Source organism: Corynebacterium pilosum DSM 20521 = CIP 103422 (genome assembly GCF_000373805.1).
GTDB lineage: Bacteria > Actinomycetota > Actinomycetes > Mycobacteriales > Mycobacteriaceae > Corynebacterium > Corynebacterium pilosum.
Genome location: NZ_KB892439.1, coordinates 70008 through 87678 on the forward strand (window position 1 = coordinate 70008; position 17671 = coordinate 87678).

The following is a 17671-nucleotide window of genomic DNA, read 5'->3' on the forward strand; positions in this document are numbered from 1 at the left end:
TGTCACATCAGTAACTCGCGAAACACCCTTAACTTTATAAGTTTCCTGCAACACGCGCCTTTGCCACAATGTCAGCGATGTGTTCCACCACAAATCGCACGTCTTCCTCAGTGGTCGTCCTACCTAAAGTGAGGCGCAAAGCCCCCATCCCGGTCCGGGTATCCACCCCCATCGCTTCCAGAACATGGCTCATCCGGTTCACGCCACTGGCGCACGCAGAGCCGGTCGACGCCGCGATCCCGGCAGCATCCAGCAGCATGATCAGCGAATCACCATCTGCGCCTGCGAACATGAAGTGAGCATGCGTGGGCAGCGCGGGTTCGCGAGTGGTCACGATCACGTCGTCGATACGCGAGGTGACACCAGCAATGAGCTGGTCGCGCAGTCCACGGATGCGTTCCATGTCTGCGGCCATTGAGTCGGTCGCCTCCCGCAGCGCGGCGGCAGTCGCGGCCGCGGTGGCAACGTCGACGGTGCCAGGGCGAATGCCGCGCTCCTGCCCGCCGCCAAACATCGTGGCGGCGGGGACCGGAGAGCGGCGCACCAACAGCAACCCAGTGCCGCGTGGCCCGCCGAATTTGTGGGCACTAATTGCCAAAGCCGTGGCACCAAGTGCGTGAAAGTCGATGGGCAAGCGACCAGCCACCTGGACGGCGTCGATATGCACGGGCGTGCCGACGGCCGAGGCGCGCGCCACCACTTCCTCAACGGGCTGGATGGCGCCGGTCTCGTTATTGGCCCACATGCAGGTCGCCACGGCGGCCGGTTCGTCTAGGGCCGCAAGGTCCGTGACGTGGCCAGACTTTTCGACCGGCAGCCACTCCACGTTGGCACCCTCCAGGGCCTGAACAGTCTCCAGTGCCGCGGGATGTTCGATGGGCGTCGAGACCACTCGATCAAGGCTAGAGGCTTGATATAGGCCCCTGATTGCAATGTTGTCCGCCTCAGTACCGGAACCGGTGAACACCACTTCCACGGGATCTGCGCCAAACAGCTCCGCGATCTCTTCGCGCGCCTCAGCCAGAACCTTATTGGCATGCCGGCCATCGGCGTACTGTCCCCCAGGGTTTAAAGCGCCGGCATGTTCCACCCATGCGTCAATCGCGGACTGGCGCATGGGTGTGGTAGCCGCGTGGTCGAAATAGTGACTCACTTGCGCTTGTTAAGCTCCGTAATCAGCGCGGGCACGATCTCTTCGACATCACCCACGACACCGATGTCGGCGATCTGGAAGATAGCCTCGTCGGAATCCTGGTTCACCGCGACGATGGTGCCGGAGGTCTGCATGCCGGAGGTGTGCTGGATCGCACCCGACACGCCCAGCCCGATGTACAAGTCCGGGGAAATGGTCACGCCCGTCTGGCCGATCTGCGCGCTCGCGGGGGCCCAGCCCTCGTCGACAGCATCGCGGGTCGCGCCCACGGCGGCCCCCAGAGCATCGGCCAGCGGTTCGACGTACTCCTCAAAACCAGTCTCCGAGACACCGCGCCCGCCGGCAACCACCACGGTGGCCTGGTTCAGGTTCGGACGATCGCCGCGCTCGGCAGGGCTGAAGGACGTGACTACGACATCCTTGGCCGTCGCGGTGGGAAGCGGCATTGGCGCCACCTGACCGGCTGCGGCCTCCGGCACCGGCTTCACCGAGCCCGGGCGCACCGTGTAGACCGGGCAGGCCCCGCCGGCAGCTGCCGTGGTCACCACGGAACCGCCGAAGATTTCGTGGCGGGCAGCGCCGCCAGCCTCGATACCGACGACGTCGAGCAGCACGCCCGATGCAAGGCGGGCAGCCAAGCGGCCAGCGATCTCATTGCCGCTAGCGGTGGCCGCGATGACGATGGGAGCAGGGTTCGCCGCGCCCAAAGCGTGCAGAGCATCGACCTCAGGCAGGATCAAACGCTGGCTGTAATCCTCAGCGGTAGCGTCGATCACCTGGGCGGCGCCGGCCTCTGCCAGTGCAGGTGCAAGCGCTTCGGCCTGGCCGGCCTCGCCGACAACCACCGCGGAGACAACGCCCAAGGGGCGCGCTGCGGTGATCAATTCGTTTGTAACAGGGTCAAGCTGGCCGGAGTTGTGTTCGACCAGAACATAGACGTGCGACATGTGGCCTCCTAAACCAGGTTCTTTTCGACGAGCTTGGACACAACCTGAGCTGCAATATCTTCCGGCGAGCCGGAATCGATGATCTCGCCCGCGGCACGTGCCGGCACCTCAGTGGTTGCCTGCACGACGGTGGCCGAGTTATTCAGGCCGACCTGGCCGGCATCCACACCAATCGCACCCAGGTTCAGCTGCTGGATCTCTGCCTTCTTGGCAGCGGCCAGTCCCTTAAAGTTCGGAAAGCGCGGACTAACGGCCTTCTCGGACACGGAGAGGACGGCAGGCAACTGTGCTTCGAGCTGCCAAGTGCCCTTCTCGTCGTAACGCGTAGCGCTGACCTTATCCCCTTCGATAGCCACCTCACCGAGCTCGGTCAGCGCTGGGATCTGGCGGTATTCGGCGAGCAGGCCGGCCATCACGCCGCCCTGACCGTCCGAGGACTGGTTACCAGTGACGATCAGCACGACGTCCTCGATGGTGTTAATCGCGTTGGTCAGGGCCCACGCGGTGGCAACAGCATCGGAACCGGCTAGGCCTTCGTCGGAAAGCAAGACCGCGTCATCGGCGCCCATCGCAAGGGCTTTACGCAAAGCCTCGTCGCTGCCCTCTGGGCCCATCGACAGCGCGACCACGCGGTAATCGCCGGCCTCCTTGAGCTGCAGGGCAGTCTCTACTGCGTATTCATTAATCTCATCGATGATCGAATCGACATTCGTGCGATCGAGCGTATGATCCGGCTCTAGGACTTTCTCAGACCAGGTATCCGGAACATTCTTCACCAGCACCACGATGGTGGCCATGAATGCTTCACCTCTCCATTGTTGCTTTATTTTGTAACGCCCTACAGTAGCCTAGTCCGAAAGTTGGGAGGAACGCTCCCCCGCCCATTCGCGCGGTCCGCACACGAAGGCGACGGCCGAATTTCCGATCCGCGCGATCACCACCGCCATCGGCTTCTTTCCTTTAAGTTTCATCTTTTTTCGCAGCTGATCGGGGTCAACATCCACTCCCCGCACGAGGATTTCCACGCTACCGGCACCGTGCGCTTGCAAAGCCTGGCGAAGCTTCTTCAGCGGCACTTCCTCGATGAATGGAAATCCACTCCAGCCCTCCGGAATCGCGTCCCCGGATACAAACGCGATGTGCTCATCGAGCATCCACAAGCCGTGCCGCGCCGCCCACCCACGCACCAGCCCGGCGCGAATCACGGCACCGTCCGGCTCGATGATGAAGCGTCCGGGGGCTGCCACCTCTACGTCGTCGGGGTCGCGGTCGGTGACTTTTTCCTGGCGCGTACCCAGCATGATCGCTTCACGACGATCGCCCGTGCCCACCCCGGGCGTGTAGAGGCAGGCTTCTTTCACCGCGCCGTCGACGCTGACCACGCTGACTAAGCCGTCCCATTCGGAGTAGTCGAGGCCGGGGGCGCACTTGACGGCAAGTTCGCGGCCTGGGTAGGCGGCGAGCAGGTCAGGAAGTGGCGGCAAAAGCTGGGCGGGATCGGTGATGCGACGGCCTCCTGCGCGGCGGGCGGGGTCGGCGACGATGACATCGGCGGGGCTGGTCGGTGTCAGTGCGTCGGCGCGCAGCAGCCAGGCATGGTCGCCCAGGTTGTGGCGGGCCATGCGCAGTCGTTGTGGGTCAAGATCGCTGCCGATCCACTCCATGCCGCGGTCCAAGACAGGCGGGGCTTCCGTGCCGATGGAGCAGGTCACGTCATGTACCAAGCGCGCCCCGGCGGCGTGGAGCTTTGCGGCCCGATATTCTGCGACGATGCGTGGGGTGGCTTGCTGGGCAGCGTCGGAATCGGCTAGCCAGTGGTCCGGAAATTTTTCGGTTCCCGCGCGGCGCGCTGTCGCTAGCTCGATGACTGCGCGGGTGTAGTCGCCGAAGTGCTCGCTGGCCACTTTGTGGTCGGCCAGCATCGATTTCTTGGTCAGGGCGAGATCACCGGTGACCTCGTCGATAAGCGTGCTGTGCTCACGGAGGAAGCGGATCTCGTCGTCAGTGAAAGCCACCTATTTTGCCAATTCTGTCTTCGGGGATGTGGGTGAAAAAATCAGCGTAGCGCGGGATGTGGGTGGGATCGCCCACCACGGGGCTTAAGTCCTGCTCGCGCGCTGCGGCTTGGACTTCGGCGACGGTCTCGAAACGCGACAGGTCCAGCAGCTGCGCCCACGTCGATACGGCGAAGCGGACGAGGCCCACGCGCCACCCCTCGATGAGCAGGCTGGGCGGGAACCAGTTCGCATCATCGGCTTCCCCGGTGTCGCCGTCTGGGGTCTGGCCCTCCGGCACCGTTGCTACGAAAGAGAAGGTGTCGAACCAGTTGCCCACCTCAGACTGGCCGACCCACCGGCCCCACGGCTCAAGCTTGTCGGCGTTGACCTTCAGGTTGTTCGCGCGCAGCACGTCGGTCAGGGACGCCTGGTGGGAGACGAGCTTGTCGCGCGCGTCCGAAAAAGGGCGGGTGTCGGACAACATGGTGCCGTCGGAATCGGCCACCAGCAGTGTGCCGGTCTCTTCATAGATTTCGCGCACGGCCGCAAACACAAGGGCGTGCGCTTTGTACTTGTTCAGGCCAAGGCGGCGGGCCATGGAGACCACGCTGCGCCCCATCCACAGGTCGCCCGAGTCCCAGGACCGGGGTGGGAAATCGCGGCTGTCCACTCCCCCGCCGGGAAACACAGTCATCCCCGGATAGTTCCGCATGGTGCGCACGCGCTCTTGGGCCCACACTTCCAGCCCGTTGTCCCCGTCGCGCAGCAGCATCACGGTGGCGGCCAGACGCCCGCCGTTAAAGCCGGTAGTTTCAGTCGGGTCGATGCGGTCGACATTGTCCGCCGAAAAGGCGCCGCGTGATCGGTGCATCCACCCACCTCCTCTTCCTATGCTCGGTGCGCTCCTCCCCGACGTGACCTACGGGCGAAGTACCGGCCGTCTATGCGCTCCAGCTGAATGGGCTGGTGGTAGGCGGTGGTCAAGTTTTCGCTCGTGAGAACGTCGTCGATAAGGCCTTGGGCCACCACGTTACCTTCATCCAGCAACATTGCGTGGGTGAAACCATACGGAATCTCCTCGACGTGGTGGGTGATCATCACGATTGCGGGCGCGTCTGGATCCAGGGCGAGGTCGCCGAGGTAAGCCACCAAGTCCTCGCGCCCTCCCAGGTCCATGCCGGCGCCTGGCTCGTCGAAAATGAGCAGCTCCGGGTCGGTCATGATGGCGCGGGCCACCAAGACGCGCTTGCGCTCACCTTCGGACAGTGTCCCCCAGCGCCGGTCGATCAGGTGCAGCGCGCCGATCTGCTCGAGCTTCTCAGCCGCCTGGTCATAATCCATCTCGTCGTACTGCTCGCGCCAGCGCCCCAGGATCGAATAACCGGCGGAAATCACTAGGTCACCGACCTTTTCATCGCCGGGGATGCGGTTGCCTATCGACGAGGAACTCACGCCAATCGAGGCCCGCAGGTCGCGCATATCGGTGCGCCCAATTTGTTCTCCAAGCACGAAAGCGGTGCCAGAAGACGGGTGCACTTCCGCCCCTGCCATCCGGATCAGGCTGGTTTTTCCTGCCCCATTGGGGCCGACGATCACCCAGCGCTCATCAAGTTCCACCTGCCAGTCCACAGGGCCTACTAGGGTATTGCCGCCGCGACGCAGTTCGACACCGCGGAAGTCGATCATCAAATCGGGATCAGTTTCGAGCTGGATGTCATTCATGTCTCCTATTGTGACCTATTTTCCATCACCACGGTGTAAGTGACACGTTTTGACTAAGGTAGAAGACGAATGATTTTCTTAGAGATGGAGTTATGAAAAATGACTGGACGACTTGGGATCGATGACGTACGGCCACAGATTTCCGGCCGCACCCTACCGGCGAAAGCTGTAGTCGGAGAGATCGTACCGATCTCCGCACTGGTCTGGCGCGAGGGACATGATGCAGTAGCTGCCACCGTGGAAATCATTGGCCCGGAAGGCGAGCGCGATTCCATCCTCATGCAGCAAGAGACGTTCCGCCCCGACAACGTCCACGCTGTGTTCGTTCCCGAGTCGGTCGGCCTGTGGCGCTTCCGCATCGACGCGTGGTCGGACCCCATGTCCACTTGGCGCAACGCCGTGACGAAGAAGCTGGATGCCGGCCAGTCTGCCGAAGAGATGGCCAATGACTTCCACCATGGCGCCGAACTTTTTGAGCGCGCGGCGGAGAACGCCCCAGATGCGGACGCTGAGGTCTTGCTGGAGGTTGCGCGCACGCTTGACGACGATTCCCTGTCCGCAGAAGAGCGCGTCCAAGCAGGGCTAGCTGAAGAAGTATTAGACATCCTGGCGGACTACCCGCTGCGCGAGCTGGTCACCCGCGGCCCCATCTGCGATATCGCGGTGGAGCGTCGAGACGCCCTTGTCAACTCTTGGTATGAACTCTTCCCCCGCTCGACCGGCGGCTGGGATGAGGACGGCAACCCCGTCCACGGCACCTTCGAGACCACTGCCGCAGCACTGGATCGCGTCGCTGCGATGGGCTTCGACACCGTCTACTTCCCACCCATCCACCCGATCGGTGAAATCAACCGCAAGGGCAAGAACAACACCCTGACCACCGTGGAAGGTGACATCGGTTCCCCGTGGGCCATCGGTTCGTCGGCAGGCGGCCACGATGCTGTCCACCCAGAGCTGGGCACCGAAGAAGACTTCGTTCGCCTCATCGAACGCGCCGAGGAGCTGGGCCTAGAGATCGCACTCGACCTCGCCCTGCAGGCAGCACCAGACCACCCATGGGCTGTGAACCACCGCGAATTCTTCACTGAGCTGGCGGACGGGACCATCGCTTATGCCGAGAACCCGCCGAAGAAGTACCAGGACATCTACCCCATCAACTTCGACAATGACCCGAAGGGCATTTACAACGAGGTCTACCGCGTTGTCATGCACTGGGTGAACCTGGGCGTGACCACCTTCCGTGTGGATAATCCACACACGAAACCGGTGAACTTCTGGCAGTGGCTGATTGAGCGCGTCCACGAAACCCACCCCGAGGTCATCTTCTTGGCAGAGGCCTTCACCCGGCCAGCGCGCATGTTCGGCCTGGCCAAGAGCGGCTTCTCCCAGTCCTACACCTACTTCACATGGAAGACGTCCAAGGAGGAACTGACGGACTTCGCGCTGATGGTTGCAGGTCTTGCCGACGTGTCCCGCCCGAACCTGTTCGTGAACACCCCGGACATTCTGCACGAATCTCTGCAGAAGGGTGGCCGCGCAATGTTCGCCATCCGCGCCGCGCTGGCCGCGACCATGAGCCCACTGTGGGGCGTGTACTCCGGATATGAGCTCTACGAGCATGTCCCTGTCCAGGAAGGCAGCGAGGAGTACATGAACTCCGAGAAGTATGAGCTGCGCCCGCGCGACTACGAGGCAGCCCTGGCAAACGGCGACTCCCTGCAGCCATATATCACCCAGCTGAACCAGATCCGCCGCGACAACCCGGCCCTGCAGCAGCTGCGCAATATCCACTTCCACCAGATCGACAACCCGAACCTGATTGCCTGCTCCAAGGTGGATGCCGTCACCGGCAACGCCGTTCTTGTCATAGTCAACCTTGATTCCTATGGCATGCAGGAAGGCATGATCGACGTGGATATGGAGGCGATCGGCCTTCGCCAAGGCGACTCTTTCCTAGTGCATGATGCCGTCAGCGGTGCAGAGTACGCCTGGAGCGACCGGAACTTCGTGCGCCTCGAGCCCTTGAAGGATGTTGCCCACATCTTCGTCCTGCCGGATGTGCTGCCCGAACGCCGCGAAAAGCTGGCGTGGCGCGAAATCCCTGAGCACGACTATCGACCATAGGAGTGTCCCCGAGGGCCTTGAGGCTTCACGCCGCGCCCCTCGGGTAACTTCATTATTGAATACCTTTTACTATCGACCATCGAAGGAATACCCATGACTGAGGGCCAGAACATCGACCCCGCTCTGTTGATCCCGGACGCGGACCGTGAGCGACTGCGCAATTGCAGCCACCACGCACCACATGATTTCTACGGCTGGCACTCCACCTCCACTGGGTCGGTCGTACGAACCCGCCAGTTGGGCGCTGAACATGTGCAACTGCTCATACACAACCAGGCGTACGACATGACCCCCATCGGCGACGACATCTGGGTCTACGGGCTTGACGACGAGCTCACCCCGGACTACCGCCTGAGGATCAAGTACCCGGATGCTGAACCTGTCATCATCGCCGATCCCTACCACTTCCTCCCCACCTTGTCGTCTTTCGACCTGCACCTGATCGCAGAAGGCCGCCACGAGCGGCTGTGGGAAGTTCTCGGCGCAAACGTGCACTCCTACGAGACCACCATGGGCTCAGTCAGCGGTACCGCGTTTGCTGTGTGGGCGCCCAATGCCCAGGGTGTCGCCGTGATCGGTGACTTCTGTGCGTGGAACCCCAACCAGTACCCAATGCGCGTGCTTGGTTCCACCGGCATCTGGGAAATCTTCATTCCCGGTATTAAGCCAGGTGCCACCTACAAGTTCGCCATCCAGACGAAGGACGGTCACCGCCGCGACAAGGCCGACCCGATGGCGAAGCAGACTCTTGCCCCGCCAGAGACCGTTTCCCAGGTTGTGGACCAGTCCGTGTACCAGTGGGGCGACGCCGAGTGGGTCAAGAAGCGCGACGCCTGCGATACGATCAACGCCCCGATGAGCGTCTACGAGGTCCACTTAGGCTCGTGGAAGATCGGTAAGGGCTACCGCGAGCTTGCCGACGAACTCGTCGAGTACGTGTCCGAGCAGGGCTTCACCCACGTCGAGTTCCTCCCCGTGGCGGAACACCCCTTCGGCGGATCCTGGGGCTACCAAGTCACCGGCTACTACGCTCCGACCGCGCGCTGGGGTTCTGCCGACGATCTGCGCCTCTTGATCGACAAGCTGCACCAGGCCGGCATCGGCGTGATCATCGACTGGGTGCCTGCGCACTTCCCAAAGGATGATTGGGCCCTAGCCCGCTTCGACGGCACCGCGCTCTATGAGCACCCCGACTGGCGCCGCGGCGAGCAGAAGGACTGGGGCACCTACGTCTTCGACTTCGGCCGCAACGAGGTGCGCAACTTCCTCGTCGCTAACGCGCTCTACTGGCTCGAAGAGTTCCACATCGACGGCCTGCGCGTCGACGCGGTGGCGTCCATGCTCTACCTTGACTATTCCCGCGAGGACGGCGAGTGGCTGCCCAACCAGTACGGTGGCCGCGAGAACCTCGATGCCGTCCAGTTCCTCCAGGAGATGAACGCTACCGTCCACCGCGAGCACCCGGGCGTTGTCACCATCGCCGAGGAATCCACCTCCTGGCCAGGCGTGACCGCCCCCACCGAGCAGGGTGGCCTGGGCTTCAGCCTGAAGTGGAACATGGGCTGGATGAATGACACCCTGGAGTTCTTCAAGCTGGACCCAGTCCACCGCTCCTACCACCACAATGAGATCACATTCTCCATGGTGTACGCCTTCTCCGAGAACTTCGTCCTGCCGTTCAGTCACGATGAAGTGGTCCACGGCAAGGGCTCTCTGTGGGGGCGGATGCCGGGTGATGATTGGAACAAGGCCGCTGGCCTGCGCACCTTGTTCGGCTACATGTACTCCCACCCAGGCAAGCAGCTGCTCTTCATGGGCCAGGAGTTCGGCCAGACCGGCGAGTGGGATGAAGCGCACTCCGTCGACTGGTCCAATCTGGAAGGCTGGGGCTCCGAATACCACCTGGGCGTCCAGCGCCTGGTACGTGACCTCAACGTCATCTACAAGGACCAGCCGGCCCTGTACTCGCAGGACAACTCCCCAATGGGCTTCCAGTGGGTCAAGGGCGACGATGCCGCCAATAACCTGTTGGCGTACATCCGCTGGGGTACTGACGGCACCCCGATCCTAGTGACGATCAACCTGGGCGGGACCTCCCGGCAGAATTACCGCCTCGGCGTTCCTCGCGCGGGCGCGTGGGAGCTGCTGCTCAACTCCGATGACAAGGTCTATGAGGGTGCGGGAAATGACCTGCCCCACACCGTCTACACCTCACCCGAGGCGTGGGACGGCCAGGACCAGTTGGTAGAACTGCACATCCCAGCGATGAGCGTGCAGTACTACGTTTTCAAGGGTTAAAACAGTGAAGAGGCCAGGCGCGTCCTGGCCTCTTTGACGCGCTCATCAGCGGAATCAAACAGCCCGAACAGCTCGAGAAGGCGGGCCTTCGCAGCCTCTTTCTCATCACCGGCGCTGCGCTCCATGAAGGACAGTAGCCGATCAAAAGCCTTCTCCGGGGCGCCAGCGACAACCTCCGCGTCAGCCGCGTCGAGTTGCTTAGCGACGACATCTGGTGCCGCCTCCGCCTCTGCAATCGGATCCGTCGTCCGGTTCTGTGGGTCGAGGCGTTTCACCACAGCCACGGTTGCCTTGGCCTGCTTGACCTCTTTGTTCGTCGGATCTTCGGCGAGGATCTCGTCGTAAATGCGCGTAGCTGCGTCAAAATCACCCAGGTTGAGCGCTGAAGTAGCAGCATCCAAGCGCGGATCCTGCGGTTCTTCCTCCTCGGTAGCCCCTGGCAGCCCTTGGAGCTGCGGGCCGATCTGCTGAACTAGGGTGTCCACCCACTGCTTCAGCATGTCCGCAGGCTGGCCACCTTCAAAAGAGGTCACGGGGCGGCCGGCAGCAAGTGCGAGCACGGTGGGCACGCCACGCACGCCCAGAGCCTGAGCGATCTGCGGGGTGGTATCCGAGTCGACGTATCCCACGACGAATGAATTCTCGCCCTGCGCGGCCAGCTGCTGGAACGTGGCCTTCAGGTTCTCGGAATCCTCAGAGCGCGCCGAGCCGACCAGCACCACCACGGGCACCTGGACGGAGCGCTGCAGAACATGCGACTCCAAGTTCTCTTCCGTGAGAGTGAAGAAGCTCTCCACGGCACTCGAGGCCAGCTTTTCGCGAGCCTCTGCCTGGTGTTGGAGGCGGCCCAAGTCAATGGCACCATGCGGGGTTGTCATCTAGTTCTCCTTCTTCATAGCTTTTTCTAGCGAGTCCATCTTCTGATGCAACTGGTCCGTGTACCCTTCGCGAATATCGGCCTTGATCACCAGCGATACTCGCGGGGAGACAGCGCGAACCACGTCTGTGGCGCGCTTGATCACGTCCATGACCTCGTCCCACTCCCCTTCTACGATGGTGAACATCGCGTTGGTTTCGTGCGGCAGGCCGGATTCGCGCACAACGGCGACCGCTTGGGCCACTGCATCTGCCATCTCGGCGCGGGGGTTATTGGTCACGGTGGGAGCTACAGAAAATGCAACGATCATGCAGACCAGTGTAACCAGATCTGCTTATCGACGATCCCAGCAGTGCCGGTGCCAGTGGCGGCGATCATCTCCCCTGCCCCCGTAGTCACGGGGCCACGCCACGATGTGCGCAACCCCGGGCGGAATGTTCTGGTTGCACCCTGGACACACATAAAACTTGGTTGCCCGCGAGGCACCGATGTGTCGCATCAGGAAGATCTCCCCGTGCGTCCAACGTGGACCTTCCACCTCTTGTGTCCCCAAATAGGAGGCTCCATCGCGCGGCAACTCGCGAACCGGGCGTGGCGCGGCTCCCCTGCCCCGGCGCCGTGAAGGGCGATTACGACGAGGCACCTAAAACAACCTCAACTCATTAGTCTCGATCCCCCGCAGGTCATCATAATCCAGTACCACGCAGCGGATCCCCCGGTCCTCCGCCAGGGTCCGTGCCTGCGGCTTAATCTCCTGGGCCGCAAAAACTCCGGACACAGGCTTGAGCAGTTCGTCGCGGTTGAGTAGCTCAAGATAACGAGTCAGCTGCTCAACGCCATCAATACCGCCACGACGCTTCACTTCCACGGCGACGTTTGAGCCATCAGCAGCCTGCGCCAGCAGGTCGACAGGTCCAATCGCCGTCGGGTACTCCCTGCGCACAAGCGTATAGCCTTCGCCCAAAGTAGTAATGTGTTCAGCCAGCAGCTCCTGCAGGTGCGCCTCGACACCATCTTTCACCAGACCAGGATCCTGGCCGAGGTCGAAGGATTTCTCATGGTAGATCTCCTCGATGGTGATGCGCAGCTGTTCACCCTTGGGGTTTTCGACGATCCACAGCACCTCACCGGTATCGTCGCCGTCGATATCCACGATGGCCTCTTCGACCACAGTGCACGGCGGAGTCATCCAGTTCAAGGGTTTGTAGGCACGATCGTCGGCATGCACGGAAACGGAACCATCGGCTTTGACCATGATCAATCGATCAGCCATGGGCAAATGGGCATCCAAACGGCCGACGTAATCCACAGAGCAACGGGCTATGACAAGACGCATGCCCTCTACCTTAACCTTGCTGGCGCGCCCGCCCAATCCGCTGGGACAACACGCGGTGGTCTTCCTTTTCCTTCCGCACATCAGAGGCGGATTCGAGCCACGAAATCAACGCCATAATGCCCCGGCGATCCGCCGCGATCTCATAGGAGCGGTCGTCGACCAACACCTGTGTGATGCGGGTATCCCGGGGCATAATTTCAAACTCTTCCGCTGTCGGCGTGCGATGCGCTTCCACAACAGTGTGGCGGCGATCAATGACCAAATCAGCGCAAGGAGCAATGGAGCGCAGCTTGTAGAAGTACACCAAGTCGCTCTTGTAGCGGATTGATCCGTGCCGCCATGAATAGGTGTTTTTCGCAGGGTAGGGACGCACTAGCACAGTCGTTCCGCGGGACCGGAGCGCGACAAACCGCCACGCAGCAAGAGCTATGCAGGCTACTACGAGGATGAGCGACACCCAACCGACTAACTCCATGACGGTTCTCCTGAAAGTCCCATTGAAGGTTCTATAAAATTCAATTACTAAAGATACTACTCTCCCCGCGTCAACACTCCAATCGCCTTTTTGGTGTATGTCCTAAAGCACACTTGCGTAGAGAAAAACCCGGGCCCTACCGCACACTGTGGCGCGGTAGGGCCCGGGTCGAATCTATCCGAGAAGGAAGAAAGGCTTACTGCCTTTAGTTGTTGCTGCGACGAACAGCGGCCAGCTCTGCTTCGGAACGGGCCTTGAGGGTGTCGTCGTCACTGTCCAGAGCAGACTCTGCCTGAGCAGTGTCCACCTCATCGGCGAAGATGGCGTAATCCGCAAGGATCGTCACCTTTTCCGCAGTAACCGACAGGAACCCACCCTGGACGGCGGCAATGATCTTGTCGCCGTCGACAGGGGTGATGGTCACGACGCCATTCTCCTTGAGCTGACCCAAGATTGGCTCGTGGCCTGGCAGCACACCGATCTCACCCTCGGTGGTCTGAGCGGTAACGATGCTGGCCTGACCAGACCAGAGCAAGCGCTCCACTGCAACCAATTCAACGGTGATTTCAGCCATGTGCTTCTCCTACTTCTCCTGCATTGCTTCGTACGCCTTCTCGACGTCGTCCAAGCCGCCCAGACCATTGAAAGCCTGCTCTGGGTAGTGGTCGAACTCGCCATCGCAAATGCGCTCGAAAGCTTCGATGGTCTCCTCGAGAGGAACGAAGGAACCAGGGTTGCCGGTGAACTTCTCTGCAACGAAGAAGTTCTGGCCCAGGAAACGCTCTAGGCGACGGGCGCGCTGAACGGTGAGCTTATCTTCCTCACCGAGCTCGTCCATACCCAGAATTGCGATGATGTCCTGAAGTTCCTTGTTCTTCTGCAGGATGTTGATCACGCGCTGCGCGACTTCGTAGTGCTTCTCGCCAACAATCGACGGCTCGAGGATACGAGACGTGGAGGTCAGCGGGTTCACTGCTGGGTAAATACCCTTGGAAGCGATGCCACGGTCAAGCTCGGTGGTCGCATCCAAGTGGGCGAAGGTGGTCGCTGGAGCCGGGTCGGTGTAGTCGTCGGCAGGCACGTAAACGGCCTGCAGAGACGTAATCGAACGGCCCTTGGTGGAGGTAATGCGCTCCTGCAGCACGCCCATCTCATCTGCCAGGGTTGGCTGGTAACCCACAGCCGAAGGCATACGGCCCAGCAGGGTCGACACCTCCGAACCTGCCTGGGTGAAACGGAAGATGTTGTCGATGAAGAGCAGCACGTCCTGGTCCTGAACGTCGCGGAAGTACTCCGCCATGGTCAGGCCCGACAGAGCGACACGCATACGCACGCCTGGTGGCTCATCCATCTGGCCGAAGACAAGCGCGGTATCCTGCAGCACGCCCATCTCTTCCATCTCGAGGAACAGGTCAGTACCTTCACGGGTGCGCTCGCCCACACCGGCGAACACGGAGGTACCAGAGAAGTTACGCGCGATACGGGTAATCATCTCCTGGATAAGAACGGTCTTACCCACACCTGCACCACCGAAGAGGCCAATCTTGCCACCCTTCATGTATGGGGTCAGCAGGTCGATGACCTTAATGCCCGTCTCCATGATCTCGGTGGAGCCCTCAAGGTCCTTGAAGGCTGGCGGCTCGCGGTGGATGCCCCAGCGCTCACCGTCGACACCCACGGATGGGTCGTCGAGGCAGTCGCCGAGGGCGTTGAATACGTGGCCCTTGACCTGGTCGCCCACCGGAACGGTAATCGGGCGGCCGGTGTCAACGACCTGGGCGCCGCGGACCATGCCGTCGGTTGGGCCCATTGCAATGGTGCGCACGAGGTTGTCACCCAGGAACTGGGCGACCTCAAGCGTCACGGTCTTTGCGACTGCCTCGAGAGTGATCTCGACATGCAGCGCGTTGTAAAGTTCGGGCATCTCGTCGCGTGGGAACTCCACGTCAACGACTGCACCGATGACGCGAACAACGCGACCGGCAGAGGAACCTGCCTGGCCCGTGTTCTGCTCATCAATCTGAGCTGTAGTCATGATTTAGTCACTTTCTCCGCTGTCGGACAGCGCGCCAGCGCCGCCGATAATTTCGGTGATTTCCTGGGTGATCTGTGCCTGACGGGCCTGGTTCGCCTCACGAGACAGGTCGTTGACCAGCTCGTTCGCGTTATCCGTTGCCGCCTTCATCGCAGTACGACGTGAAGCCGACTCACTTGCCGACGACTCGAGCAGGATCGCGTACAGCGTCCTGGAGACGTAGGTCGGCAGTAGTGCGGTCAGCAGCGTGTCTGGATCCGGCTCGAATTCCATATCAGCCTGAACCTCGCCGGAAGACTCCAGCAAAGATTCCTGGCGGACATCGACTTCTTCGATAACCGGCTCGATCGGCAGAATCTGATTCACAGTTGCTTCCTGCGTCAGCATGGAAACAAACTTGGTATACACCACGTGCACCTGGTCGAAACCACGTACCGGGGTGCCTTCCTCAGTGAACAGACCTTCACGCCACTTGGCTTCACCTTCGGAGCTCGCTTGGAACCCGTCGATGAGGTGACGACGCACATCGTGTGTCGCCTCCCAGGTTGGATCCTGTGACCAACCGGTCCAAGCACCAGCAATATCCATGTTGCGGAATTTGTAGTGCCCGACGCCCTTGCCACCGGTGACGTAACGAACGACCTCATAGCCACTTTCCTCGAGAAGCTTCTCAAGTTCGGCGGCCTTCTTCAGGACGTTGTGGTTGTATCCGCCGGCCATGCCGCGGTCAGAGGTGACCACGAAAACGGCAGCGACCTTTCCATCCTCACGCTCACGGAGCATGGGGTAGTCCAGGGAGCTGGCGGCTGCGAGCCGCTCCATGACGTCTTGCAGTTCGTTCGCGTAAGGCTTCGAAGCCTCAACACGCTGCTGGGCCTTGGTGATGCGCGAGGTCGCGATCAGCTCCTGGGCCTTAGTAATCTTCTTCGTGGAGTTCACGGACCTAATACGGTCACGCAATTCGCGAAGTGTTGCCATGGTTTACTCTCCTCCCTTCCTTGTGCTTAAGACGGTGAGTAACAAATTTCTTACTTCTTGACAGTCTTACGCTGGACGGAGAGTTGAGACTTTTCGATGTCCTGTTCATCCAGTGCCTCAGCCTCTGGCTCACGCACGATGCGCTCACCCGAGGTGGTCTGGAAGGTCTTCGCGAAGTCTGCGTTAGCCTTCTCGATCGCGTCCTTGGACTCGTCGGAAAGCACTGCGCCACCAGCGATCTGCTCGTAGACCTCTGGGTTAGAGGAACGCAGGTGCTCCTGGAAGTCACGCTCGTAACGACGAACGTCCTCGACGGGAACGGAGTCGAAGCCGCCTTCGTTAGCGAGGTGGATGGACACGATCTGGTACTCCACCGGCTGCGGGGAGGACTCGGGCTGCTTCAGCAGCTCAACCAGACGCTCACCGCGCTCCAGCTGACGCTTGGAAGCAGGGTCCAGATCGGAAGCGAAGGTAGCAAACGCCTCGAGATCGCGGTATGCCGCGAGGTCAAGACGCAGGTTACCTGCAACCTTCTTCATACCCTTGGTCTGTGCTGCACCACCGACACGGGAAACAGAGATACCCACGTCGACTGCAGGACGAACACCCTGGTTGAACAGATCCGACTGCAGGAAGACCTGGCCGTCAGTAATAGAAATAACGTTCGTTGGGATGAAGGCACCCACGTCATTCGCCTTGGTCTCAATGATCGGCAGAGCGGTCAGGGAACCTGCGCCCAGCTCATCATTCAGCTTTGCGGCACGCTCCAGCAGGCGGGAGTGCAGGTAGAAAACGTCACCTGGGTATGCCTCACGGCCTGGAGGACGACGCAGCAGCAGCGAGATGGCACGGTAGGCCTCTGCCTGCTTGGTCAGGTCATCGTAGATCACCAAGACGTGCTTGCCCTGGTACATCCAGTGCTGGCCCAGTGCTGCGCCAGAGAATGGTGCCAGCCACTTGAAACCAGCGGAGTCAGATGCCGGAGCTGCCACGATGGTGGTGTACTCCAGCGCGCCATTGTCCTCAAGGGTCTTGCGCACACCAGCGATGGTGGAACCCTTCTGGCCAATTGCGACGTAGATGCATCGCACCTGCTGAGACGGATCACCGGTCTCCCAGAAAGCCTTCTGGTTCAAGATCGTGTCAATACAGATCGCGGTTTTACCGGTCTTACGGTCGCCAATGATCAGCTGACGCTGGCCACGACCGATTGGGGTCATCGCGTCGATGGCCTTGATGCCGGTCTGCATTGGCTCTTCGACCGGCTGACGGTCGAGAACGCCTGCAGCCTGCAGCTCAAGTGCACGCTCTTCGGTGGAATTGATTGGGCCCAGGCCGTCAATTGGCTGACCCAGTGGGTTGATTACGCGGCCAAGGAATTCGTCCCCGACCGGGATGGACAGGACCTCTCCGGTCCTGCGTACCTCGTCACCCTCTGCAAGGGTCTCGAATTGCCCCAATACCACGACACCGATGGTGTCGGTCTCAAGGTTCTGTGCGACGCCGATGACGCCATTGGGGAACTCGAGCAGCTCATTCGCCATGCAGCCTGGTAGCCCGGAAACTTGGGCAATACCGTCTGCTGCCGAAATGACCACGCCGACCTCCTCTCGGGAGGCCTCCGCGGAGTAGCTCGAGGTGTAGTTCGCTATCGCGCTACGGATCTCATCGGAGGAGATCGTCAGCTCCGCCATGTTCTTCCTGCTCTCGGTAGATTCTTCCAGCATAT

17 protein-coding genes are annotated in these 17671 nt (G+C 61.1%); 2 read left to right on the forward strand and 15 right to left on the reverse strand.

Annotated elements, in window-relative coordinates; all coding sequences use genetic code 11:
- Window positions 1-34 precede the first annotated feature (34 nt).
- The 6 genes from B097_RS0101820 to B097_RS0101845 are packed head-to-tail and all read right to left on the reverse strand — an operon-like array spanning window position 35 to window position 5819.
- Window positions 35-1153, reverse strand: a complete 1119-nt coding sequence (locus B097_RS0101820; protein ID WP_018580827.1) for a cysteine desulfurase family protein — start codon at window positions 1151-1153, stop codon at window positions 35-37.
- Window positions 1150-2100, reverse strand: coding sequence for an electron transfer flavoprotein subunit alpha/FixB family protein (locus tag B097_RS0101825; RefSeq protein ID WP_018580828.1), 951 nt, complete (start codon window positions 2098-2100; stop codon window positions 1150-1152). The genes B097_RS0101820 and B097_RS0101825 overlap by 4 nt, the downstream gene beginning before the upstream one ends.
- Window positions 2101-2108: 8 nt before the next feature.
- Window positions 2109-2897 (reverse strand): electron transfer flavoprotein subunit beta/FixA family protein, encoded by a 789-nt coding sequence (locus B097_RS0101830; protein WP_018580829.1) that lies wholly within the window; start codon window positions 2895-2897, stop codon window positions 2109-2111.
- 51 nt (window positions 2898-2948) lie between these two features.
- Window positions 2949-4115 carry a class I SAM-dependent methyltransferase gene (locus B097_RS0101835; protein ID WP_018580830.1) on the reverse strand — a complete coding sequence of 389 codons (1167 nt, stop codon included), beginning with the start codon at window positions 4113-4115 and terminating at the stop codon, window positions 2949-2951.
- Entirely contained in the window at window positions 4102-4968 is an 867-nt protein-coding gene (locus tag B097_RS0101840) for an NUDIX hydrolase (protein WP_018580831.1), read from the reverse strand. The genes B097_RS0101835 and B097_RS0101840 overlap by 14 nt, the downstream gene beginning before the upstream one ends.
- Window positions 4969-4985: 17 nt before the next feature.
- Window positions 4986-5819, reverse strand: a complete 834-nt coding sequence (locus tag B097_RS0101845; protein WP_018580832.1) for an ABC transporter ATP-binding protein — start codon at window positions 5817-5819, stop codon at window positions 4986-4988.
- A 99-nt stretch (window positions 5820-5918) separates the two neighbouring features.
- Here B097_RS0101845 and B097_RS0101850 point away from each other — a divergent pair, with 99 nt between their 5' ends.
- Together B097_RS0101850 and glgB are read left to right on the forward strand one after the other, a co-directional pair.
- On the forward strand, window positions 5919-7943 hold the full coding sequence (locus B097_RS0101850; protein WP_018580833.1) for a maltotransferase domain-containing protein: 2025 nt from the start codon (window positions 5919-5921) through the stop codon (window positions 7941-7943).
- A gap of 93 nt (window positions 7944-8036) precedes the next feature.
- The gene (gene glgB, locus B097_RS0101855; RefSeq protein WP_018580834.1) at window positions 8037-10241 is read left to right on the forward strand and encodes a 1,4-alpha-glucan branching protein GlgB; all 2205 of its coding nucleotides are present in this window, start codon (window positions 8037-8039) and stop codon (window positions 10239-10241) included.
- Here glgB and B097_RS0101860 read toward each other — a convergent pair.
- The 9 genes from B097_RS0101860 to atpA form a co-directional block, all read right to left on the reverse strand.
- On the reverse strand, window positions 10238-11119 hold the full coding sequence (locus B097_RS0101860; protein ID WP_018580835.1) for a tetratricopeptide repeat protein: 882 nt from the start codon (window positions 11117-11119) through the stop codon (window positions 10238-10240). The two genes, glgB and B097_RS0101860, sit on opposite strands and share 4 nt — an antisense overlap.
- Entirely contained in the window at window positions 11120-11428 is a 309-nt protein-coding gene (locus B097_RS0101865) for a thiamine-binding protein (protein WP_018580836.1), read from the reverse strand. It abuts the gene before it with no gap.
- A gap of 24 nt (window positions 11429-11452) precedes the next feature.
- The gene (locus B097_RS13670) at window positions 11453-11761 is read right to left on the reverse strand and encodes an Rv1322 family protein (RefSeq protein ID WP_081617986.1); all 309 of its coding nucleotides are present in this window, start codon (window positions 11759-11761) and stop codon (window positions 11453-11455) included.
- Window positions 11762-12454 carry an endonuclease NucS gene (gene nucS / locus B097_RS0101870; RefSeq protein ID WP_026254230.1) on the reverse strand — a complete coding sequence of 231 codons (693 nt, stop codon included), beginning with the start codon at window positions 12452-12454 and terminating at the stop codon, window positions 11762-11764. It abuts the gene before it with no gap.
- 10 nt (window positions 12455-12464) lie between these two features.
- Window positions 12465-12929, reverse strand: coding sequence for a DUF2550 domain-containing protein (locus B097_RS13215; protein ID WP_026254231.1), 465 nt, complete (start codon window positions 12927-12929; stop codon window positions 12465-12467).
- Window positions 12930-13134: 205 nt separating this feature from the next.
- A complete protein-coding gene (locus B097_RS0101880; protein WP_018580839.1) occupies window positions 13135-13503 on the reverse strand; it encodes a F0F1 ATP synthase subunit epsilon in 369 nt (122 codons plus the stop codon).
- 9 nt (window positions 13504-13512) lie between these two features.
- A complete protein-coding gene (atpD, locus tag B097_RS0101885) occupies window positions 13513-14964 on the reverse strand; it encodes a F0F1 ATP synthase subunit beta (protein WP_018580840.1) in 1452 nt (483 codons plus the stop codon).
- 3 nt (window positions 14965-14967) lie between these two features.
- Entirely contained in the window at window positions 14968-15942 is a 975-nt protein-coding gene (locus tag B097_RS0101890; RefSeq protein WP_018580841.1) for a F0F1 ATP synthase subunit gamma, read from the reverse strand.
- Window positions 15943-15992: 50 nt separating this feature from the next.
- Window positions 15993-17669, reverse strand: coding sequence for a F0F1 ATP synthase subunit alpha (gene atpA / locus B097_RS0101895; RefSeq protein ID WP_018580842.1), 1677 nt, complete (start codon window positions 17667-17669; stop codon window positions 15993-15995).
- Window positions 17670-17671: the final 2 nt, after the last annotated feature.